This is a genomic window from Pseudomonas sp. TNT2022 ID642, assembly GCF_028656995.1.
Lineage (GTDB): Bacteria > Pseudomonadota > Gammaproteobacteria > Pseudomonadales > Pseudomonadaceae > Aquipseudomonas.
On the sequence record NZ_JAMDGW010000036.1, the window covers coordinates 73,716 to 94,343 of the forward strand.

Below are 20,628 nucleotides of genomic sequence, written 5' to 3' on the forward strand. Positions count from 1 at the left end.
GGCTGCGATCTTTTGATCTTGCTTACATGCCTTTAACGGCAAAGATCCCGTTGGCGTTGCGCCAGTAGCCTTTGTAGTCCATGCCGTAACCGAAGATATAACGGTCGATGCACGGCAGGCCGACGAAATCGGCTTTCAGGTCAGGACGTGCTTTGCGGTCGTGATCCTTGTCGATCAGCACGGCGGTGTGCACTTTGCGCGCGCCAGCGTGTTTGCAGAAGTCGATGATCGCGCCGAGGGTGTGACCTTCGTCGAGAATGTCGTCGATGATCAGCACGTCGCGGTCGATGAACGAGACTTCCGGCTTGGCCTTCCAGAACAAGTCGCCGCCGCTGGTTTCGTTGCGATAACGGGTCGCGTGCAGGTAGGACGCTTCCAGCGGGAATTGCAGGTGCGTCAGCAGCTTGCCGGAGAAAATCAGCCCGCCGTTCATCACGCAGAACACTACCGGGTTGCTGTCGGCCAGTTGCTCGTTGATTTGTGCACCGACGCGGGCAATGGCGGCCTCGACTTCAGATTCGGTGTACAGGCAGTCAGCCTCTCGCATGATTTGACGGATATGCTCGAGATCAGCGGACATGGCGCTCTCCAGGGGGGGAATGTGGGGGGGTATGGCTGCGAAAAGCGGGCAAAGGTACGCATCTCGCGAGGCCGAATCAAGCCTTTATGGACTAACGTACAGAATGTCCTATAGGACATCACCCTCGGATAGATTAATCTAGGCCGGTTTTTTTGCCCGCCGCCGGAGTTTTTCCATGCCCATCCTCGAGATCCGCCATCCGCTGATCCGTCATAAACTCGGCCTGATGCGCCGCGCCGATATCAGCACCAAGAACTTCCGTGAGCTCGCTCAGGAAGTCGGCGCCCTGTTGACCTATGAAGCTACCAAAGATTTGCCGCTGGAGTCCTACGATATTGCAGGCTGGTGCGGCACCGTGTCGGTCGAGAAGATCGCCGGCAAGAAGATCACCGTCGTGCCGATCCTGCGCGCCGGCATCGGCATGCTCGAAGGCGTGCTGAGCCTGATCCCGGGTGCCAAGGTTTCCGCTGTGGGCGTCGCCCGCAACGAAGAAACCCTGCAAGCGCATACCTATCTGGAAAAACTGGTTCCGGAAATCGACGAACGGTTGGCGATGATCATCGACCCGATGCTCGCCACCGGCAGCTCGATGGTTGCGACCATTGACCTGCTGAAGAAAGCCGGCTGCAAGGACATCCGCGCGATGGTGCTGGTTGCCGCGCCGGAAGGTATTGCCGCCGTAGAAAAGGCTCACCCGGACGTGACCATCTACACCGCGTCCATTGATGAGCGCTTGAACGAGCACGGTTACATCATCCCAGGGCTTGGCGACGCCGGTGACAAGATCTTCGGCACCAAGCAGAAGGACGCGTAACCATGCAGCAAGAGTTCAACGATCCGCTCTGGCGCACGGTGCTGTCCGGCGCCCAGATGCTGTTCGTGGCTTTCGGCGCTCTGGTGCTGATGCCGCTGATCACGGGCCTGGACCCGAACGTGGCACTGTTTACCGCAGGTCTTGGGACGATCCTGTTCCAGATCGTCACCGGGCGTCAGGTGCCGGTGTTTCTGGCGTCGAGCTTCGCTTTCATCACCCCGATCATTCTCGCCAAGGGCCAGTTCGGCCTCGCCGCGACCATGGGCGGTGTGATGGCGGCCGGTTTCGTCTACACCTTCCTCGGTCTTGCCGTGAAGATCAAAGGCACGGGCTTTATTGACCGTTTGCTGCCGCCGGTGGTGATTGGTCCGGTGATCATTTCCATCGGTCTGGCCATGGCGCCGATTGCCGCGAACATGGCGATGGGCAAGGCTGGCGACGGTTCTGAACTGATCCATTACCAGACCGCGATGATGATCTCGATGCCGGCATTGCTGACCACGTTGATCGTGGCGGTGTTCGGCAAAGGCATCTTCCGTCTGGTGCCGATCATTTCCGGCGTGCTGGTCGGTTTTGCTATGGCGTTCTATTTCGGTGTCGTTGATACCGCGAAGATTGCCGCTGCGCCATGGTTTGCGATCCCGCACTTCACCGCGCCGGAGTTCAACTGGCAGGCGATCCTGTTCATCGTCCCGGTGGCATTGGCTCCAGCCATTGAACACATCGGTGGCGTGATTGCCGTCGGTAGCGTGACCGGTCGCGACTATCTGAAGAAGCCCGGCCTGCATCGCACCTTGCTCGGCGACGGCATTGCCACCACCGCTGCCGGTCTGTTCGGCGGCCCGCCAAACACCACCTACGCCGAAGTGACGGGCGCAGTGATGCTGACCAAGAACTACAACCCGAAAATCATGACCTGGGCGGCGATCTTTGCCATCAGCCTGGCGTTCATCGGCAAGTTCGGCGCGCTGCTGCAGAGCATTCCGGTGCCAGTGATGGGCGGGATTCTGTGCCTGCTGTTCGGTTCGATCGCGGCGGTGGGGATGAACACCCTGATCCGTCACAAGATCGATCTGGGCGAGGCGCGCAATCTGGTGATTGTCTCGGTGACGCTGGTGTTCGGGATTGGCGGTGTGCTGGTCGGCACCGGCACCGGCCCGGACGACTTCGGTCTCAAAGGCATTGCGCTGTGCGCGGTGGTGGCGATTGCGCTGAACCTGATTCTGCCGGGCAATGATGGCTGGAAGAACAAGAAGGCGGATGAGCCGCTGATCTAACCCCTTAGATCTGATCGTTCCCACGCTCTGCGTGGGAATGCCTCTAGGGACGCTCTGCGTCCAGTGACGCGGAGCGTCACGGGCTGCATTCCCACGCGGAGCGTGGGAACGATCATGTGGGAGCGAGCCTGCTCGCGAAGCTTTTGGCTTTTAGAGCGCCAGCGGTGCTCTTTCGCAGAGGGTCGCCAAGGCCTTCGCCCATTGCGGGTCATCATTCAGGCATGGCACCAGCACCAACTCCTCGCCCCCCGCTTCGCGGAACTGTTCCTTACCGCGATCACCAATCTCTTCCAGCGTCTCGATGCAGTCGGCAACAAACGCCGGGCACATCACCAGAATCTTCTTCACGCCGCTTTTCGCCAGTTCATCCAGCCGCGCTTCAGTGTACGGTTCGATCCACTTGGCCCGACCCAGACGCGACTGAAACGACACCGACCATTTGCCATCCGGCAGGCCCATGCGCTCGGCGAACAAAGCCGCAGTTCGCAGGCATTGCGCGCGATAACAGGTCGCCAATACCGCAGGCGAGGCGTTCTTGCAGCAGTCTTCATTCTTGAAGCAATGATTGCCGGTCGGATCGAGTTTGGTCAGATGCCGCTCGGGCAAACCGTGGAAGCTCAGCAGCAAGTGATCGTAATCCTGCAGCAAATGCGGCTTGGCGCCGTCGACCAAAGCGTCGAGGTATTCCGGTTGATCGTAGAACGGCTGCAGGATCGACAACTGCACATCGAGCTTCTTCGCGCGGATCACACGCCTGGCCTCTTCGATCACCGTGGTGGTCGTGCTGTCGGCGAACTGTGGATAAAGCGGCGCCAGCGTGATGCGCTTGTGCCCCGCTGCTACCAGTCTTGTCAGACACGTTTCGATTGAAGGCTCACCGTAACGCATCGCCAAGTCGACCGGGCCATGCTTCCACTGCGCCTTCATCTGCTCTTGCAGGCGCCGGCTGAGCACCACCAGCGGTGAACCTTCCTCCCACCAGATCGAGGCATAGGCGTGGGCCGATTGCTCCGGGCGTTTGATCAGGATCAGCGACACCAGCAGACGCCGCACCGGCCACGGCAGGTCGATCACATAGGGGTCCATCAGGAATTGATTGAGGTAGCTGCGCACATCGGCCACCGAGGTGGAGGCCGGGGAACCCAGGTTGACCAGAAGCAAGGCGTGATCGGTCATGCAACGTCCTATTTCAGAGGCGGCTGGAGAGATCGTCCAGGGCCGCACGTAAATCCGTGAACTGGAAAGTGAAACCCGCTTCCAGCAAGCGTGCCGGCATAGCCTTCTGGCCGCCGAGCAACAACAATGACATCTCGCCGAGACCGACTTTCAGCGCCAGCGTCGGCATCGGCATGAACGCCGGGCGGTGTAAAACGCTGCCCAGCGTCTTGGCAAATTCGCGATTGCGCACAGGTTTCGGCGCGCACGCATTATAAGGACCGCTGGCCTGATCGCGGTGCAGAAGAAAATCAATCAGGGCGATTTGATCGTTGATATGAATCCACGGCATCCACTGCCGACCATTGCCCAAAGGCCCGCCCAGCGCGAGTTTGAACGGCAACAACAACCGCGACAAAAAGCCGCCCTCGGCCGACAGCACCAGACCCGTTCGCAGCAGCACCACACGGATTCCCTGCGCTTCGGCACGTTGCGCGGTTTCTTCCCAGGCGATGCACAACTGGCTGGCAAAATCGTCGATCACCGGCGGCGAATCTTCCGTCAGCTCGCGCTCACCGCCATCGCCGTACCAGCCGATCGCCGAACCTGAAATCAACAATGCCGGTTTCTGCGCGCGGGTTTCGAGCCACGCCAACAGGGTTTCCGTCAGCGTGATTCGACTGCTCCAGAGCAACGCTTTGCGGCGATGGGTCCACGGCCGATCGGCAATCGGCGCGCCGGCCAGATTGATGATCGCGTCCACAGACTCCTCGCCGAGATCTTCCAGACGCGCGATGCCACGCACCTGCGCACCGCAGATCTTCGCGACCTTCTCCGGTTTTCGGCTCCAGACCGTCAGGCGATGGCCCTGCTGCGACCAGTGTCGGCAGAGCTGACGTCCGATCAAACCAGTACCGCCGGTCAGCAATATGTGCATGACATCTTCCTCGCGTGGCGTTTAACCCGGATCACTAGTCTATTTTTATAAGCAGGGATCTTTTCTATCGGGCAGGCTCTATTGTTTAACCATAGGCCAAGCTGTCAGAACGAGAACGCTAGAAGTTATACCAAAAAACAAAATTGTACAGGTTTCATCCACGGCGTAGTCTGTACAGAAAGGTAAACGAGGCCCCTATGACTGTACCTATCGCAATCATCGGCACCGGCATCGCCGGACTTTCCGCCGCCCAGGCTCTGACAGAGACAGGGCATACCGTGCAATTGTTCGATAAAAGTCGCGGCAGCGGCGGACGCATGTCGAGCAAGCGCAGCGACGCAGGCTCGCTGGACATGGGCGCGCAATATTTCACCGCCCGCGACCGCCGCTTCGTCACTGAAGTTCAGCGTTGGCAAAGCCAGGGCTGGGTCGCCGAGTGGACGCCGCAGCTCTACACCTATCAGGGCGGGCAGTTGAATCTGTCGCCGGACGAACAGACCCGCTGGGTCGGTGCGCCGCGCATGAGCGCCATCACCCGTGGCTTGCTCGATGGCCTGGAGGTGCATTTCGCCTGTCGCATCACCGAGGTTTATCGCGGCGAGGAACACTGGCATCTGCAGGACGCCGAGGGCTTTACACACGGCCCGTTCAGCCACGTCGTGATCGCCACGCCGGCACCGCAAGCGACTGCTTTGCTGGCCGCCGCGCCGAAGCTTGCCGGGGCCGCTGCCGGGGTGAAAATGGAGCCAACCTGGGCCGTTGCCCTCGCTTTTGAGACGCCGCTGGATACGCCCATCGAAGGTTGCTTCGTGCAGGACAGCCCGCTCGACTGGCTGGCGCGCAACCGCAGCAAACCGGGGCGCGACAACACCCTCGACACTTGGGTGCTGCATGCCACCAGCGCGTGGAGCCGGCAACACATCGACTTGTCCAAGGAAGCGGTGATCGAGCAACTGCACGGCGCCTTTGCCGAGTTGCTGCACAGCGCCATGCCCGCGCCGAGCTTCAGCCTCGCCCACCGCTGGCTCTATGCGCGACCCGCGACGGGCCACGAATGGGGCACGCTGGCCGATGCCGATCTGGGCCTGTACGCCTGCGGCGACTGGTGCCTGTCCGGGCGCGTCGAAGGCGCTTGGCTCAGTGGCCAGGAAGCTGCGCGACGCTTGCACGAACACCTGCAATGAACCGCATCAATCCGCAAAAATTGCTGCTGTCGAAATGGACAGCAGCACAGCCGCAGAATCGTGAAAAACATTTTCTGGTGACCGAGTTGTTTCGCGACGAGGAAGGCACAGTGCTGGAAGTCGAGTTGCAGGCGGTGTTGACCAAGCGTGCTGAACGCCTCGATTGGCAAGCGCTACAAAACAGCACTCACTGGAAAATCGGTTGGCTCATGTAGGAGCTACCGAAGGCTGCGATCTTTTGATTTTGCTTTACAACCACAACATCAAAAGATCGCAGCCTTCGGCAGCTCCTGCAGAAAGTTGTACAAATGATTTGACTTGTACACCTTTGAATCTATGCTAAGCCAATGTTGTACAGAGATTGATCTCTGTATAGGTATAGATTCGAGGTGCCCATGTCAGATACCTGCGTAGCCAAACCAAAAATCGCCATCAGCGCCTGCCTGCTGGGTGCCGAGGTGCGCTACAACGGTGGACACAAGGAATCGCGCCTGTGCAGCCGCACCCTCACCGAGCATTTCGATTTTGTCCCCGTATGCCCCGAAGTAGCCATCGGCCTGGGCATCCCGCGCGAACCCATCCGCCTCGTCGGCGACGCTGAGCATCCACAAGCGGTCGGCACGGTGAACCGGGCGATCAACGTCACCCAGCCACTGGCCGAATACGGCGAGAAAATGGCCGCCGAACTCGATGACATCTGCGGCTACATCTTCATGCAGCAATCGCCGTCCTGCGGACTGGAACGGGTCAAGGTCTACCACGCCAACGGCGCCCCGGTGAATGGCGGCGGACGCGGCATTTATGCCCAGGCGTTCTGCGCACGGCATCCGGATCTGCCCGTGGAAGAAGCCGGGCGCCTCAACGACCCGGTGCTGCGCGAGAACTTCATCACCCGCGTATTCGCTTACAGCGAATGGCAGCAAGTCCTCGCGAAAGGTCTGAGCCGCCGCGCCCTCACCGAGTTCCACTCGCGCTACAAATACCTGCTGATGGCGCACAACCCCCTGCAATACAAGGCGCTGGGCAAGCTGTTGGGCAATATGGCTCACACCGATCCCGCCAAACTCGGCCCGCACTACTTCAGCGAGCTGATGGCAGCATTGAAAAAATGCGCCACCCGTGGCACGCACTGCAACGTGCTGCTGCACATCAGCGGTTATCTGAAACAGGTAATCAGCGCCGAAGACAAACAGGAAATGCAACACGTCATCGGCCAGTACCGCCAGGGCATCGTGCCGCTGGTGGTGCCGTTGACGCTGCTCAAGCATCACTTTCGCCTCCATCCGGATTCGTACATCGCGCAACAGGTTTACCTGCAACCGCACCCGGAAAACCTCAGCCTGCGAAACGCAATCTAATGAACGACAAAATGGATACCAGCGCCCAGGAAGACCTTGGCGCGGATTTTAAAAAAGCCCTCGACGAGGGTTGGCTGCCGATTCGCGAAGTCGCGCGGCAGACCGGCGTCAATGCGATCACCCTGCGTGCGTGGGAGCGCCGCTACGGGCTGGTCGTGCCGCAACGCACGCCCAAGGGCCACCGGCTGTATTCGGCCGAACATGTTCAGCAAATTCTGACCATCCTCACCTGGCTCAACCGTGGTGTTGCCGTCAGTCAGGTCAAACCGCTGCTCGACGCACCGCAGGCGTTCAGCGAATCGGTGGAAAACGACTGGCAGCGCTTACGCCAAACCCTGCTTGCCGCCGTCACGCAGCTCAATGAACGCAGCCTCGACGACAGCGTCAATCAGGCCATGGCGCTCTACCCGCCACGCACGCTGTGCGAGCAATTGCTGATGCCGCTGCTGGCGGAACTGGAGCAGCGTTGGCAGGGCCAGTTCGGCGCGCAAATGGAGCGGGTGTTCTTTTATTCGTGGCTCCGCAGCAAATTCGGCACACGCATCTACCATAACAATCGTCAGTTGCATGGCGCCCCGCTGTTGTTGATCAACCATTCCGACCTGCCACTGGAACCTCATCTGTGGCTGTGCGCGTGGCTGATCAGCAGCGCCGATTGTCCGGTGCAAGTGTTTGACTGGCCGCTGCCGGCCGCCGAACTGGCGCTGGCGGTCGAACATCTGCAAGCCCGTGGCGTACTGCTGTATTCCAGCAAAGCCATGAACCTTGCGCAGTTGCCGAAACTATTGAACGGAGTCAGCTGCCCGAAAATGCTGGTCGGACCAACGGTATGCATCCACCACGCCGAGTTGTCCGTAAGAACTTCCGAGATGGCTGATGTGTTCCTGGCTGAAGACGCGCTGCTGGCGCACCAGGTACTCGTTCAGCGTGGGCTGATCTAATGGACGCAGTGAGTGCCGACATGCAATTGATCTGGCTGCGCAGCGACTTGCGCCAACATGACAACACCGCTCTCGCAGCCGCCGCAGCGCGCGGCCCGGCGGTCGCCGTGTACCTGTTGAGCCCGCAGCAATGGCTAGAGCATGACGATGCGCCGTGCAAGGTCGACTTCTGGTTGCGCAACCTGCGTGAGTTGAGCGCGAGCCTTGGCCAACTGAATATCCCGTTGCTGATTCGCACTGCAAGCCATTGGGATCAAGCCCCGGCGGAACTGCTCAAGCTCTGCCGGCAACTGAAGATAGCGGCGGTTCACGTCAATGAAGAATATGGCGTCCATGAAAGCCGTCGCGATGCAGCGGTAGGCGAAACATTGAAGGCCGAGGGCATCACCTTTCACAGCTATCTCGACCAGTTGCTGTTCAAGCCCGGCACGGTGCTGACCAAGACCGACAGCTACTTCAAGGTGTTCAGCCAGTTTCGCAAAGTCTGTTACGAACGCCTGCATCGCTCGATGCCGGCGCTGGTTAAAGCTCCCGGCAAACAGGAAAAACTTGAGGTCAGCAGCGATCCGATTCCCGACTCGGTTAAGGGTTTCTCGACGCCGAGCCAGACCTTGCGCGATCTATGGCCCGCCGGCGAAAAGGAAGCCCGGCGCCGTCTCGACACCTTCACCGACGCGCAGATCGACTACTACCAGAGCGAACGCGACTTCCCGGCCAAGCCCGGCACCAGTCAGCTCTCGGCGTATCTCGCGGCCGGCGTGATTTCGCCACGGCAATGCCTGCACGCCGCCCTGCAAAGTAATCAGGGCGAGTTCGAGAGCGGTAAGGTCGGCGCGGTCACCTGGATCAACGAGCTGCTGTGGCGCGAGTTCTACAAGCACATTCTGGTCGGCTATCCACGGGTCTCGCGACACCGCGCCTTCCGTCAGGAAACCGAAGCGCTGGCCTGGCGTGATGCGCCGGACGATCTCGCCGCGTGGCAAGAAGCGCGTACCGGTCTGCCGATCATCGACGCCGCGATGCGCCAACTGCTCGAAACCGGCTGGATGCACAATCGCCTGCGCATGATCGTGGCGATGTTTCTGACCAAAAACCTGCTGATCGACTGGCGCGAAGGCGAACGCTTTTTCATGCGCCACCTGATTGATGGCGACTTGGCGGCGAACAACGGTGGCTGGCAATGGAGTTCGTCGACGGGCACCGATTCGGCGCCTTATTTCCGCATATTCAACCCGCTGAGCCAGTCGGAAAAATTCGACAGCGAAGGCCTGTTCATCAAGCACTGGCTGCCGGAACTGGCCGGCCTCAACAAGAAAGAAGTGCACAACCCGGCCGACGTCGGCGGTTTGTTCGGCGCGGCGGACTATCCCTCGCCGATCGTCAACCTCAGCACCTCGCGTCAGCGCGCTTTGGCGGCCTTCAAGAACCTGCCTTCGCGTGCGTCCTCAGGAGGCGATGATGAGTGAATTCCTGCGCCGCTTCGCCCGGCAATTTTCAGCGTTGAACAAAGACAACCTGCAATGCCTGGGCGAGCTGTACAGCGATGACATTCATTTCACCGACCCGCTGCACGAGGTGCAGGGTCTGGCGCAGTTACGCGACTATTTCGGCGAGCTATACGCCAACGTCAGCGAACTGCGTTTCGACTTTCATGGTTTCGATCAGATCAGCGACGGCGAAGGCTATTTGCGCTGGGTCATGAGCTATCGCCATCCGCGCTTGGCGAATGGCCGCGTGATTCGCGTCAGCGGCTGCTCGCATCTGCTCTGGCGTGACAAGGTTTATCGCCACCGGGATTACTTCGATGCCGGGGCGCTGCTGTATGAACACTTGCCAGTATTGGGCCGGGTCATTGCCTGGCTGAAAAGGAGAATGGGATGAGTCGTACACCTCCACGGCGTTATTGGTTGACCGGGGCCAGCAGTGGCATCGGCGCGGCGCTGGCTGAAGAGATCCTGAAAACCGGTGCGCATCTGGCAGTCAGTTCCCGTCAGGTCGCCCCGCTCAAGGTCTTGTCGCAACGCTATCCGGGGCAGGTTTTGGTAGTGCCCGGTGACCTGACCAACAGCCAGACGGTTCGCGAAATCGGTGAGCAGATCGCCGCCGACTGGGGTTCGCTGGACTCGGTGATTCTCAACGCCGGCACCTGCGAATATGTCGACGCCAAGCAGTTCGATTCCTCGATCATCGAGCATGTGGTGCGCACTAACCTGCTCGCCAGCAGTTATTGCATCGAAGCCGCGCTGCCGCTGCTGCGCAAAGGCACCGCGCCGCATCTGATCGGCGTCGCCAGCTCAGTGACTTACCTGCCGCTGCCACGGGCCGAAGCCTATGGCGCGTCGAAGGCTGGTTTGCGCTACCTGTTCGAGTCGTTGCGCATCGATCTGGCCGACGAAGGCATTGAAGTCACCGTGGTCAGCCCGGGTTTCGTTGAAACACCACTGACCGCCAAAAACGATTTCCCGATGCCCTTGAGCTGGCCTGTGGATAAAGCCGCGCGGCACATCTTCGCCAAGCTCAAGGACCGGCCGCTGGAGATCGCCTTTCCGGCGCTGTTCATGGCCGCGTTGTGGCCGCTGTCGAAACTGCCGGCACGCGTGCAACTGGCGATCGGCAAGCGCATGGTGCGCAAATCGCCTCCGCTGACGGATCCGACATGAAAATCGCCATCGTCGGCAGCGGCATCGCCGGGCTTACCTGCGCCTACCTGCTTAATCGCCGGCATGAAGTGACGGTGTTCGAGGCCGGCGACTGGGTCGGTGGCCACACGCACACCGTGGACGTGACCGTCGCAGAACGGCAGTACGCCGTGGACACCGGTTTCATCGTCTTCAATGACTGGACTTACCCGAACTTTATCCGCTTGCTCGGCCAGCTCGGCGTGGCGTTCAAACCGACCGAAATGAGTTTCTCGGTGACCGACCCGGACACCGGCCTGGAATACAACGGCAACAACCTCAACAGCCTCTTCGCCCAGCGCAGCAATCTGTTGTCGCCGGGGTTCTGGGGCATGTTGCGCGACATTCTGCGCTTCAATAAAGAAGCCCAGCGCGACCTGGTTGAACTGCGCATCGCCGCTGACACAACCCTCGATGAATACCTCAAGGCCGGCGGTTACGGTGAACGCTTCATCCTGCATTACATCGTGCCGATGGGTTCGGCGATCTGGTCGATGCCGATGGCAGAAATGCTCAACTTCCCGCTGCAGTTTTTTGTACGGTTTTTCAAAAACCATGGGCTTTTGTCTGTCAGCGATCGGCCGCAATGGCAAGTCATCGAAGGCGGCTCAAGCGCCTATATCGCGCCGCTGACGGCCGCGTTCAAAGACAGGATTCGGCTCAATTGCCCGGTAACCCGGGTTGATCGCGATGTGCATGGCGTAGTTATCCACAGCCCGGCAGGCCTTGAGCATTTCGATCGAGTGGTGTTCGCCTGTCACAGCGACCAGGCGCTGAAACTGCTGGCAGTCCCCAGCGATGCCGAACGCGCGATCCTCGGTGCCCTGCCCTACGCCGACAATGAAGTGGTGCTGCACACCGATACGCTTTTGTTGCCGACGCGCAAACTGGCCTGGGCGAGCTGGAACTATCGGCTCAGCGGCGCCGGTCACACCCACGCCGCCGTCACCTACGACATGAACATTCTGCAGGGCATTCAGAGCGACACCACGTTCTGCGTCAGCCTCAATCAGAGTGCCGGCATCAGCCCGGACAAAGTGCTCGCCCGTTACACCTACGCCCACCCGCAATTCAGCCTCGCGGCGGTGGCGGCACAGGAGCGCTGGGGCGAACTGGATGGCGCGCAGCACACGCATTATTGCGGCGCTTACTGGGCCAATGGTTTTCATGAGGACGGTGTGGTCAGCGCCTTGCGCGTGGCCGCTGCGTTCGGGGAAACCTTATGAACAGCGCCCTGTACAGCGGCTGGATCGGCCATCGGCGTTTTTCCCCGCGCCGCCATGAATTCCGCTACCGGATCGGTTTGCTCTACCTCGATCTCAGCGAACAGGACGCGGTGCTTGCACTGTCGCCGCTGGCCGGACGTAGCCGTTTTGCGCCGTTTTCATTTCGCGAGACTGACTACCTGAAGACCTTTACCGGCCGTGGCATACGCCTGATCGATGCCGTACGCCAGCAGGTCGGCATCGCCATCGGCCACGAACCGCAAGGCTCGATCTGCCTGCTGACCCAGCCACGCAGTTGGGGGCTGTCGTTCAACCCGGTGAGTTTCTTTTACTGCCATGAGGCGGACGGGCAACTGGCGGCAATTGTCTGCGAAGTCACCAACACGCCGTGGCGCGAGCGTTATCACTATGTGTTGCCGGCGCGCCCGCCGGTCAATCTGCAGGATTTCCATCAGCACTTCGCCGTGGCCAAGGCTTTTCACGTTTCGCCGTTTTTGCCGCGCGACCTCGAATACCGCATGAGCTTCAGCCCCGCCGCGCAAACCCTCGGCGTGCACATGGCCGACTGGCAGGGCGAGCACAAACTGTTCGACGCGACGTTGAATCTGCAACGCGAAAGCCTCGACCGTCGCAGCCTGCATCGTTACTTGCGGCGGTTTCCGTGGATGACCGCAAAAACCGCCTTGGCCATTTACTGGCAAGCGCTGCGACTGCTGCTCAAACGCGCACCGATCTTTGCTCATCAGACTGCCGACGGCAGCTTTCAAACCGCCACTGTGCCTCCCAAGGAGCACCGCCATGAAATCCTCTAGTCTGTCGGTCAGTCGGTTCAGCACCAACGGTGTGACCGGATCGCTGCTGCGTCGCGGCGTGTTGCGCCAATTGGCGCAGCTCAAACACGGGCAACTGCTGGTGGTCGAGGATGGCGAACGGCTGATGTTCGGCACGCCGGGCAGTGCGTTGCTCGGGGAAATCCATGTGACGGATCCGGCCGTCTGGGGCATGGTCGCCGGCAATGGTTCGATTGGTGCCGGCGAGGCCTTTATCCACGGCTATTGGAGTTCGCCGGATCTGACCGCGGTGGTGCGCGTGTTCGTCAGCAACCTCGACGTGCTCGATGCCATGGAGCGTGGTCTGGCCCGTCTCAGCCGGCCGTTGGTGCAAGGCCTGCACTGGCTGAATCGCAACACGCGCAAGGGTTCGCAGAAGAACATCGCCGCACACTACGATCTGGGCAACGACCTGTTCGAGCAGTTTCTCGACCCGACCATGATGTATTCCGCAGCGCAATTCCTCACCCCGGAAGACAGCCTCGAACAGGCGCAACTGAACAAACTCGAGCGGATCTGTCAGAAGCTCGCGCTCCAACCCAGCGACCATTTGCTGGAGATCGGCACCGGCTGGGGTAGCATGGCGCTGTATGCCGCGCAACATTACGGCTGCCGCGTGACCACCACGACTCTGTCGAAAGAGCAGTACGCGTTTACCGCAAAACGCATTGAACAGCTGGGCTTGCAGGATCGGGTCACGCTGCTGCTCAAGGACTACCGCGACCTGACCGGCGAATACGACAAACTGGTGTCGATCGAGATGATCGAAGCCGTCGGTCATCGCTTTTTGCCGACCTACTTCAAACAGTGCGCGCAGTTGCTCAAGAGCAACGGCCTGATGCTGATCCAGGCCATCACCATCCGCGAACAACGCTATGAACAGGCCAAGCGCGGTGTCGATTTCATCCAGCGCTACATCTTCCCCGGCGGCGCCCTGCCCTGCGTGCAGAAAATGCTCGAAGTGGTCGGCCGCGACACCGACATGAACCTGTTGCACATGGAAGATTTCGGCCTGCACTACGCCCGCACCCTGCGCCTGTGGCATGAGAACTTCCGCCGCGCCCATGGCCGTCTCACCGAACTGGGCTATGACGATTATTTCCTGCGGCTGTGGGAGTTTTACCTGTGTTACTGCGAGGGCGGTTTCCTCGAACGCACCATCGGCACCGCACAACTGTTGCTGGCCAAACCGGCCGCGATGACTGCGCCGCTGCTCGGACGCTTCGATGCTTGAGCGTGTGGCCAATGCCGTGCTGTTCCAGATCGGCTGGCTGACCTGCGTGCTCGGCGGCAACAGTTTGTGGTTGCTGGTCGCGCTGGCGGTGCTGGTGATCCATCTGCGCTGGATCAGCAGCTGGGCGGCTGAGGGTCGTTTGATTTTGAGCATAGTAATTGTCGGCACCGCTGTGGACAGTTTGTTGCGTGGTGTCGGGGTGTTCGAGTTTCAGGATCAGTCGCCGCTGATTCCGCTGTGGCTGATGCTGCTCTGGGCATTGCTGGCAACCACGTTGCGCCATTGCCTGGCCTGGAGCGCCCGGCCCTGGTGGCTGGCGAGTGTGCTTGGCGCGGTCGGCGGAGCACTGTCGTATTACGCTGGCGGACGCCTGGCCGGGGTGCAATTTCCCTTTGGCGAGTTACCGACGCTGATCGGTATCGGCCTGCTCTGGGCGCTGCTGTTTCCGCTGCTGCATGCGATGGCGCGACGGCTGACTCAATGAGCGTCTGTCAGACCTTTCACACGCATGCCGGCCACTGCCTTACACTGCCGGCCATGAAGACCATTCCCCACCAACAAATCACGGAACCGGCGGTCACTTGTTCGACCTGCGCGGCGTGCTGTTGCCAGCTCGAAGTGATGCTGATCACCGACACTGGCGTGCCCGATCGCTTTATCGATACCGATGAGTGGGGTGGTGAAGTGATGCTGCGTCTGGACGACGGCTGGTGCGCGGCGCTGGATCGCGACACGATGATGTGCACGATCTATGAGAAACGCCCGCTGATCTGCCGCGAGTTCGAGATGGGCGCGCCGGAGTGCATTGAAGAGCGCAAAGGCATCACCACGGCTTACCGGTGATCCCAAAAACAAAAGATCGCAGCCTTCGGCAGCTCCTACATGGGAATGTGTTTCACCTGTAGGAGCTGCCGAAGGCTGCGATCTTTTGATCGTGCTTACAACGGCAACGTGTAGTGCAGCGAGTAACTTTCTACACCGTCGTTGTCACTGGCAAGACCAGCGTTGGAATAGTGCGTCGCACGAATTCCGACTTCATGCCCGCCATTGAAACGCAGACCAAAACCGAAACGGTCTTCAAACTGGAAAGAGCCGCCAAGGTTATTGGATTCGTACTTGGTGTTGGAGAAAGCCGCCACACCAATCCCCGCTTCGATATACGGTTTGACCGACTGACCGGCAAACTCGTAAACAAATACCGGCGAGAACGACAGGCTGTTGTTACTGGAGGTCTTGTCACCTTCCCAGTAAGTGTAAGCACCGCTCCAGTAACCGGTCAGGCGACCGACATCACTCTGCAGCCAGCTCTTGTCCCAATCGAAATTCATGCCCAGGCGGTACGTCATGGTCGAATCGCTGGTGGCCCCCACCGCGAACTCCACACCTGCCGCTTGTGCAGTAAAACTTTGCCCCATCAGTGCGGCCGCAATCGCAGCCAAGCAGAATAGTCGCTTCACGTTGAAACTTCCTTTTCCGGAACGAACGTTTGATTTTCTAGATAACTCTTCGCTATAGAAGCTGGCGCCTGCTTAGAAGTTCAGCTGATTTTTTAGTTATTTCACAATTTTTTTACAAGTCGAAGTTTTGCACTTCACCAGCGTTTTGGCCGAGCAGTGGCAGGATGTTTTTGAAGTACGCAGGATCGGCGCTGGTCCAGAATCTGACTGGTTGGTTCGGGCCGGCAGCGAGCAAATCGCGCTCAGACAAAAGCCGCTGAAGTTGCCGCGCTACAGCAGCACCGGTATCGATCAGACTGATGTCCGCAGGGATCATCAACTTGAGCATCGGCTTGAGAAAGGGATAGTGGGTGCAGCCCAGAATGATCGTGTCGCAACCGCTGGCCAACAGCGGCTCGACGTAACCTTGCAGCAACTGGCGCAACTCGGCGCTGTGCAGATCGCCGCTTTCAATCAACTCGACAAGGCCGGGACACGGCTGGGTGATTACACGAACGTCAGTGGCGAAACGATCCAGCAACGCAGCGAACTTGGCGCTCTGCAATGTGCCGGTGGTGGCGAGCACGCCGACCACACCGCTGCGGGTCGCGGCGGCGGCAGGTTTGACCGCAGGCTCCATACCGACAATCGGCCAGTCGGGAAAATCACGACGCAAGTCAGCAACGCCCGCGACCGTCGCGGTATTGCAGGCCAGCACCAACGCCTTGGCGCCCTGTTCACGGAAAAAACCGGCCATCACGCTGCAACGCTGACGAATGAACTCCGGGGTTTTCTCACCGTAGGGAATGTGCCCGCAATCGGCGACATAGAGCAGCGATTCATTGGGCAGCAAACGCTGGATTTCCGCCAGCACCGACAAGCCGCCGACACCGGAGTCGAACACGCCGATCGGCGCTTCACGCATGGCGCGAACCACAGACGCTGCAACCCGGATCACGCTTGACGCGCAACTCGCGGAAACGCGAACCGAGGGCATCGATCAACAGCAAACGCCCCACCAGCGGTTCGCCGAAACCGACCAGCACCTTCAAGGCCTCAAGCGCTTGCAGGCTGCCGACCAGACCCACCAGCGGACCGACCACACCGGCCTCGCTGCAGGTCAGTTCAGCTTCGCTGCCGTGCCCGTATAAACAGTGGTAGCAAGGGCTCTCGGCACGACGCGGGTCGAACACCGACAACTGCCCTTCGAGTCGAATCGCCGCGCCGCTGACCAACGGTTTACACGCAGCTACACATGCAGCGTTGACCGCTTCGCGGGTGGAGAAATTATCGGAACAGTCGAGCACCAGATCCACCGCCGCCACGGCAGCCGCGAGAGAATCCTCGTCGAGCGCCTGACGATGGGCGATCAGTTGGATCTCGGGATTGATCGCGGTCAGACGCTTGAGCGCCGAGTCGACCTTGCTCATACCGACGCTGTCGGTGTCATGAATGATCTGGCGTTGCAGGTTGGTCAGATCGACCGTGTCGAAATCTGCGAGGTGCAGTTCACCGACACCCGCCGCTGCGAGGTACAACGCCACCGGCGCGCCGAGACCGCCGAGGCCGACGATCAGCACGCGACTGGCCTTGAGCTTCAACTGCCCGTCGATGTCGATGTGTTGCAGCAGAATCTGCCGGCTGTAGCGCAGCAATTCCTGATCATTCAGCACGGCAGGCGCCCCAGACTGATGCGTTGATGACCGCCCAGATCGGTGCGGCTGTGGACTTCTTCGAAACCGCGCGTCAACAGCAGATCACGCACGGCTTCGGCTTGATCATAGCCGTGTTCGAGCATCAGCCAGCCAGCGGCCTCCAGATGTTCCGGGGCCTGCGCAACGATCAGACGCAGATCGTCGAGCCCGTCTTCACCGGCGACCAATGCGCTGGTCGGCTCGAAGCGCACATCGCCTTCGACCAGATGCGGATCGGCGGCCGCGATGTACGGCGGATTGCTGATGATCAACTGGAAACGCTGACCTTCCAGTGCGCTGAACCAATGACTGCTCAGCACCGTGGCGTTGTTCAAATGCAGACGCTGACGATTGCGTTCGGCCAAGGCCACGGCTTCGAGTACGCGATCCACGGCGGTGACTTTCCACGCCGGACGTTCGCTGGCCAAGGCCAATGCGATCGCACCGCTGCCAGTGCCGAGGTCGAGCACTTTGGCCGGCGTCGCGGGGAGCAATTCCAGCGCGGCTTCCACCAGCAATTCAGTGTCCGGACGCGGAATCAATGTGTGCGGCGCGACTTCCAGATCGATTTTCCAGAAACCCTGTTGGCCAAGAATGTAGGCCACCGGCTCACCGCCACGACGGCGTTGCAGGTACTCGGCAAAAGTCAGCGCTGCTTCACTCGGCACGATGCGCTCGGGCCAGGTGTGCAGAAAACTGCGCGACTTGCCCAGCGCGGCGGCAAGAAGCAATTCGGCGTCCAGACGCGCCGTGGGCGAGTCCGGCAGTTCGGCGGCGCGCAACAGGCTGGCAATGATGGTCATTTATTCACCTATCGCGGCGAGTTGGTCAGCCTGGTATTCGGCCAGCAACGGCTCGATCACCGCCTCGACGCCACCGGCGAGGATTTCATCCAGCGAGTACAGGGTCAGGTTGACGCGATGGTCGGTGACCCGGCCCTGGGCAAAGTTATAGGTGCGAATCCGCTCGGAACGGTCACCGGAGCCCACCAGCAATTTACGCTCGCTGGCGATCGCATTGGCCGCCGCAGCGGTTTGCTGATCGTTGAGCTTGGCCGACAACCAGGCCATCGCACGGGCACGGTTCTTGTGCTGGGAACGTTCTTCCTGACACTCGACGACGGTGCCGGTCGGTATGTGCGTGATGCGGATCGCCGAGTCGGTGGTGTTGACGTGCTGACCACCGGCCCCGGAGGAGCGGAAGGTGTCGACGCGCAAATCCGCCGGGTTGATCTCGATGGCTTCGCGCTCGTCGGGCTCGGGCAACACCGCCACGGTGCAGGCCGAGGTGTGGATACGGCCCTGGGATTCGGTGGCGGGTACACGCTGAACGCGGTGCGCACCGGATTCGAATTTCAGCTTGCCGTAAACGTTGTCGCCTTCGATTCGGGCGATGACTTCTTTATAGCCACCGTGTTCGCCTTCGTTTTCCGAAAGGATCTCGACACGCCAGCCACGGCGCTCGGCGTAACGCGAGTACATGCGGAACAAATCGCCGGAGAAGATCGCCGCCTCGTCGCCACCGGTGCCAGCACGAATTTCGAGGAAGACGTTACGCCCGTCATTCGGATCCTTGGGCAGCAACATGCGTTGCAGGTCGGATTCCAGGGTGATCAGCAATTCCTTGGCTTCGCGGACTTCTTCCACGGCCATTTCACGCATGTCCGGGTCGCTGTCCTTGAGCAGCGCCTGCGCGCCTTCAAGATCGCTTTGTACGCTGAGCAGCTTTTTATAGCCTTGTACCACCGGCTCGAGTTCGGCGTATTCCTTGGAATAGGCGCGGAATTTGGCCTGATCGGCAATGACTTCGCCGTCGCCGAGCAGCGCGGTCAGTTCCTCGAAACGGTCCTGGAGGATGTCCAGCTTATTGAGCAGTGACGCTTTCATTGCGGTTTTTTATCCGAAAAGCTATCCGGTGAGCCCTCGAGGGCAAAGAGTTCCTGAGCCATGGCCAGCGCATCGAGGCGGCCTTCGGCAGAAAGCTTTTTCAATTGCACGCTGGGCGCATGCAAGAGTTTATTGGTCAGACCACGGGCCAGTTGCCCGAGCACATCTTCGGCGTTAGCGCCGTTAGCCAGCAGACGCAGGGCTTTTTGCAGCTCTTCGTCGCGCAGACGTTCGCTCTGTTGACGATAGGCCTTGAGCACATCGACCGCCGCCAGTTCCCGCAGGCGCACCATGAAATCGTCAGCACCGACCGAGACCATCTCTTCAGCGGCTTGCGCTGCGCCCTGACGGCTCTTGAGGTTTTCGGCGACCACTTCGTGGAGATCGTCGACGCTGTAGAGGTAAACGTCGTCCAACTCGCCGACTTCCGGCTCGATATCCCGGGGAACGGCGATGTCGACCATGAAGATCGGTTTGTGTTTGCGCAACTTCAAAGCGCTTTCTACCGCGCCTTTGCCAAGGATCGGCAACTGACTGGCGGTCGAACTGATGACGATATCGCTGCGCACCAGTTCTGCCGGGATGTCCGACAGCAACACTGCGTGGGCGCCGAACTGCTCGGCGAGCAGACTGGCGCGTTCCAGCGTGCGGTTAGCGACGACGATGCGCTTGACCCCCAACTCGTGCAAATGACGGGCGACCAGGGTGATGGTCTCGCCGGCGCCAATCAGCAGAGCCTGGCTACGCTGCAAATCACTGAAAATCTGCTTGGCCAGACTGACGGCGGCAAACGCCACCGATACCGGGTTTTCACCGATCGCGGTGTCGGTGCGCACCTGTTTGGCGGCATTGAACGTGGCCTGGAACAGTCGCCCCAGCAGCGGGCCGATGGTGCCGGCTTCGCGGGCCACGGCGTAAGCCGACTTCATCTGACCGAGAATCTGCGGTTCGCCGAGCACCAGCGAGTCGAGCCCGGAGGCGACACGCATCATGTGACGAACTGCCGCATCATCTTCATGCACATAAGCACTCGCGCGCAGCTCATCGAGGCTTAAATGGTGATAGTCGGCCAGCCAGCGCAGCACGATATCGGCAGAAAGCTGATCCTGTTCTATATAAAGCTCACTGCGATTGCAGGTGGAGAGGATCGCGGCTTCGCGGCTGTCGGTCAGTCGGCAGAGCTGCTGCAAGGCCTCCACCAGCTGTTCAGGAGTAAAAGCCACGCGCTCGCGGACGTCTACTGAAGCAGTCTTGTGGTTGATACCGAGTGCAAGGAAGGCCATTCAAGGTCGCTGATGGTGACGTGAAGCCGGCAATTGTCCACCTTCGAAAGATTCAGAACAACTACCGCTGACTATTGTCCCAATCGTCAGCCCCTATAATGGGCACAATTGAGTC

Annotated in this window: 23 protein-coding genes; 14 read left to right on the forward strand and 9 right to left on the reverse strand. The window is 60.1% G+C overall.

What is annotated here, in order from left to right; genetic code table 11:
- Positions 1-22 precede the first annotated feature (22 nt).
- Entirely contained in the window at positions 23-580 is a 558-nt protein-coding gene (locus M5G26_RS27065; RefSeq protein ID WP_016987197.1) for a hypoxanthine-guanine phosphoribosyltransferase, read from the reverse strand.
- Positions 581-755: 175 nt separating this feature from the next.
- Between M5G26_RS27065 and upp the strand changes: the two genes are divergently transcribed.
- Together upp and M5G26_RS27075 are read left to right on the forward strand one after the other, a co-directional pair.
- Positions 756-1,394: a uracil phosphoribosyltransferase gene (gene upp, locus M5G26_RS27070; RefSeq protein ID WP_007912842.1), complete on the forward strand. Its 639-nt coding sequence runs from the start codon at positions 756-758 to the stop codon at positions 1,392-1,394.
- A 2-nt stretch (positions 1,395-1,396) separates the two neighbouring features.
- Positions 1,397-2,671: a uracil-xanthine permease family protein gene (locus tag M5G26_RS27075; protein WP_007912843.1), complete on the forward strand. Its 1,275-nt coding sequence runs from the start codon at positions 1,397-1,399 to the stop codon at positions 2,669-2,671.
- Positions 2,672-2,821: 150 nt separating this feature from the next.
- On the opposite strand, the gene hemH is transcribed toward M5G26_RS27075, so the two are convergent.
- Entirely contained in the window at positions 2,822-3,847 is a 1,026-nt protein-coding gene (hemH, locus tag M5G26_RS27080) for a ferrochelatase (RefSeq protein WP_273916967.1), read from the reverse strand.
- 13 nt (positions 3,848-3,860) lie between these two features.
- The gene (locus M5G26_RS27085; protein ID WP_134177956.1) at positions 3,861-4,763 is read right to left on the reverse strand and encodes a TIGR01777 family oxidoreductase; all 903 of its coding nucleotides are present in this window, start codon (positions 4,761-4,763) and stop codon (positions 3,861-3,863) included.
- A gap of 197 nt (positions 4,764-4,960) precedes the next feature.
- Between M5G26_RS27085 and M5G26_RS27090 the strand changes: the two genes are divergently transcribed.
- From M5G26_RS27090 to M5G26_RS27145, 12 genes are all read left to right on the forward strand, one after another.
- Complete coding sequence (locus M5G26_RS27090) at positions 4,961-5,947, forward strand: NAD(P)/FAD-dependent oxidoreductase (protein WP_134177955.1); 987 nt, start codon at positions 4,961-4,963, stop codon at positions 5,945-5,947.
- A complete protein-coding gene (locus tag M5G26_RS27095) occupies positions 5,944-6,162 on the forward strand; it encodes a TIGR02450 family Trp-rich protein (protein WP_007912847.1) in 219 nt (72 codons plus the stop codon). The genes M5G26_RS27090 and M5G26_RS27095 overlap by 4 nt, the downstream gene beginning before the upstream one ends.
- Positions 6,163-6,342: 180 nt before the next feature.
- Positions 6,343-7,305, forward strand: a complete 963-nt coding sequence (locus M5G26_RS27100) for a YbgA family protein (protein WP_273916968.1) — start codon at positions 6,343-6,345, stop codon at positions 7,303-7,305.
- Entirely contained in the window at positions 7,305-8,246 is a 942-nt protein-coding gene (locus tag M5G26_RS27105) for a MerR family transcriptional regulator (protein WP_122599140.1), read from the forward strand. The genes M5G26_RS27100 and M5G26_RS27105 overlap by 1 nt, the downstream gene beginning before the upstream one ends.
- 20 nt (positions 8,247-8,266) lie before the next feature.
- Positions 8,267-9,712: a deoxyribodipyrimidine photo-lyase gene (phrB, locus tag M5G26_RS27110; RefSeq protein WP_273916969.1), complete on the forward strand. Its 1,446-nt coding sequence runs from the start codon at positions 8,267-8,269 to the stop codon at positions 9,710-9,712.
- Positions 9,705-10,127 carry a nuclear transport factor 2 family protein gene (locus tag M5G26_RS27115; protein ID WP_273916970.1) on the forward strand — a complete coding sequence of 141 codons (423 nt, stop codon included), beginning with the start codon at positions 9,705-9,707 and terminating at the stop codon, positions 10,125-10,127. Before phrB ends, M5G26_RS27115 begins: the two co-directional genes overlap by 8 nt.
- The gene (locus M5G26_RS27120; protein ID WP_038360943.1) at positions 10,124-10,906 is read left to right on the forward strand and encodes an SDR family NAD(P)-dependent oxidoreductase; all 783 of its coding nucleotides are present in this window, start codon (positions 10,124-10,126) and stop codon (positions 10,904-10,906) included. The genes M5G26_RS27115 and M5G26_RS27120 overlap by 4 nt, the downstream gene beginning before the upstream one ends.
- Positions 10,903-12,150 (forward strand): NAD(P)/FAD-dependent oxidoreductase, encoded by a 1,248-nt coding sequence (locus M5G26_RS27125; RefSeq protein ID WP_273916972.1) that lies wholly within the window; start codon positions 10,903-10,905, stop codon positions 12,148-12,150. The genes M5G26_RS27120 and M5G26_RS27125 overlap by 4 nt, the downstream gene beginning before the upstream one ends.
- Positions 12,147-12,962 (forward strand): DUF1365 domain-containing protein, encoded by an 816-nt coding sequence (locus M5G26_RS27130; RefSeq protein ID WP_273916973.1) that lies wholly within the window; start codon positions 12,147-12,149, stop codon positions 12,960-12,962. The genes M5G26_RS27125 and M5G26_RS27130 overlap by 4 nt, the downstream gene beginning before the upstream one ends.
- The gene (locus tag M5G26_RS27135) at positions 12,949-14,214 is read left to right on the forward strand and encodes an SAM-dependent methyltransferase (RefSeq protein WP_273916974.1); all 1,266 of its coding nucleotides are present in this window, start codon (positions 12,949-12,951) and stop codon (positions 14,212-14,214) included. Before M5G26_RS27130 ends, M5G26_RS27135 begins: the two co-directional genes overlap by 14 nt.
- Positions 14,207-14,698 carry a DUF2878 domain-containing protein gene (locus M5G26_RS27140; protein WP_273916975.1) on the forward strand — a complete coding sequence of 164 codons (492 nt, stop codon included), beginning with the start codon at positions 14,207-14,209 and terminating at the stop codon, positions 14,696-14,698. The genes M5G26_RS27135 and M5G26_RS27140 overlap by 8 nt, the downstream gene beginning before the upstream one ends.
- A gap of 53 nt (positions 14,699-14,751) precedes the next feature.
- Positions 14,752-15,057, forward strand: coding sequence for a YkgJ family cysteine cluster protein (locus tag M5G26_RS27145; RefSeq protein WP_077574517.1), 306 nt, complete (start codon positions 14,752-14,754; stop codon positions 15,055-15,057).
- Positions 15,058-15,152: 95 nt separating this feature from the next.
- On the opposite strand, the gene M5G26_RS27150 is transcribed toward M5G26_RS27145, so the two are convergent.
- The 6 genes from M5G26_RS27150 to hemA form a co-directional block, all read right to left on the reverse strand.
- Entirely contained in the window at positions 15,153-15,671 is a 519-nt protein-coding gene (locus M5G26_RS27150) for an acyloxyacyl hydrolase (protein WP_038360929.1), read from the reverse strand.
- Between the two features lie 112 nt (positions 15,672-15,783).
- Positions 15,784-16,575 carry a glutamate racemase gene (gene murI / locus M5G26_RS27155; protein ID WP_273916976.1) on the reverse strand — a complete coding sequence of 264 codons (792 nt, stop codon included), beginning with the start codon at positions 16,573-16,575 and terminating at the stop codon, positions 15,784-15,786.
- Complete coding sequence (locus M5G26_RS27160; protein ID WP_134177944.1) at positions 16,568-17,323, reverse strand: molybdopterin-synthase adenylyltransferase MoeB; 756 nt, start codon at positions 17,321-17,323, stop codon at positions 16,568-16,570. Before M5G26_RS27160 ends, murI begins: the two co-directional genes overlap by 8 nt.
- On the reverse strand, positions 17,317-18,147 hold the full coding sequence (gene prmC, locus M5G26_RS27165; protein WP_273916977.1) for a peptide chain release factor N(5)-glutamine methyltransferase: 831 nt from the start codon (positions 18,145-18,147) through the stop codon (positions 17,317-17,319). The genes M5G26_RS27160 and prmC overlap by 7 nt, the downstream gene beginning before the upstream one ends.
- Positions 18,148-19,230, reverse strand: a complete 1,083-nt coding sequence (gene prfA, locus M5G26_RS27170; protein ID WP_038360919.1) for a peptide chain release factor 1 — start codon at positions 19,228-19,230, stop codon at positions 18,148-18,150.
- Positions 19,227-20,513 (reverse strand): glutamyl-tRNA reductase, encoded by a 1,287-nt coding sequence (gene hemA, locus M5G26_RS27175; protein WP_134177942.1) that lies wholly within the window; start codon positions 20,511-20,513, stop codon positions 19,227-19,229. Before hemA ends, prfA begins: the two co-directional genes overlap by 4 nt.
- Between the last annotated feature and the right edge of the window lie 115 nt (positions 20,514-20,628).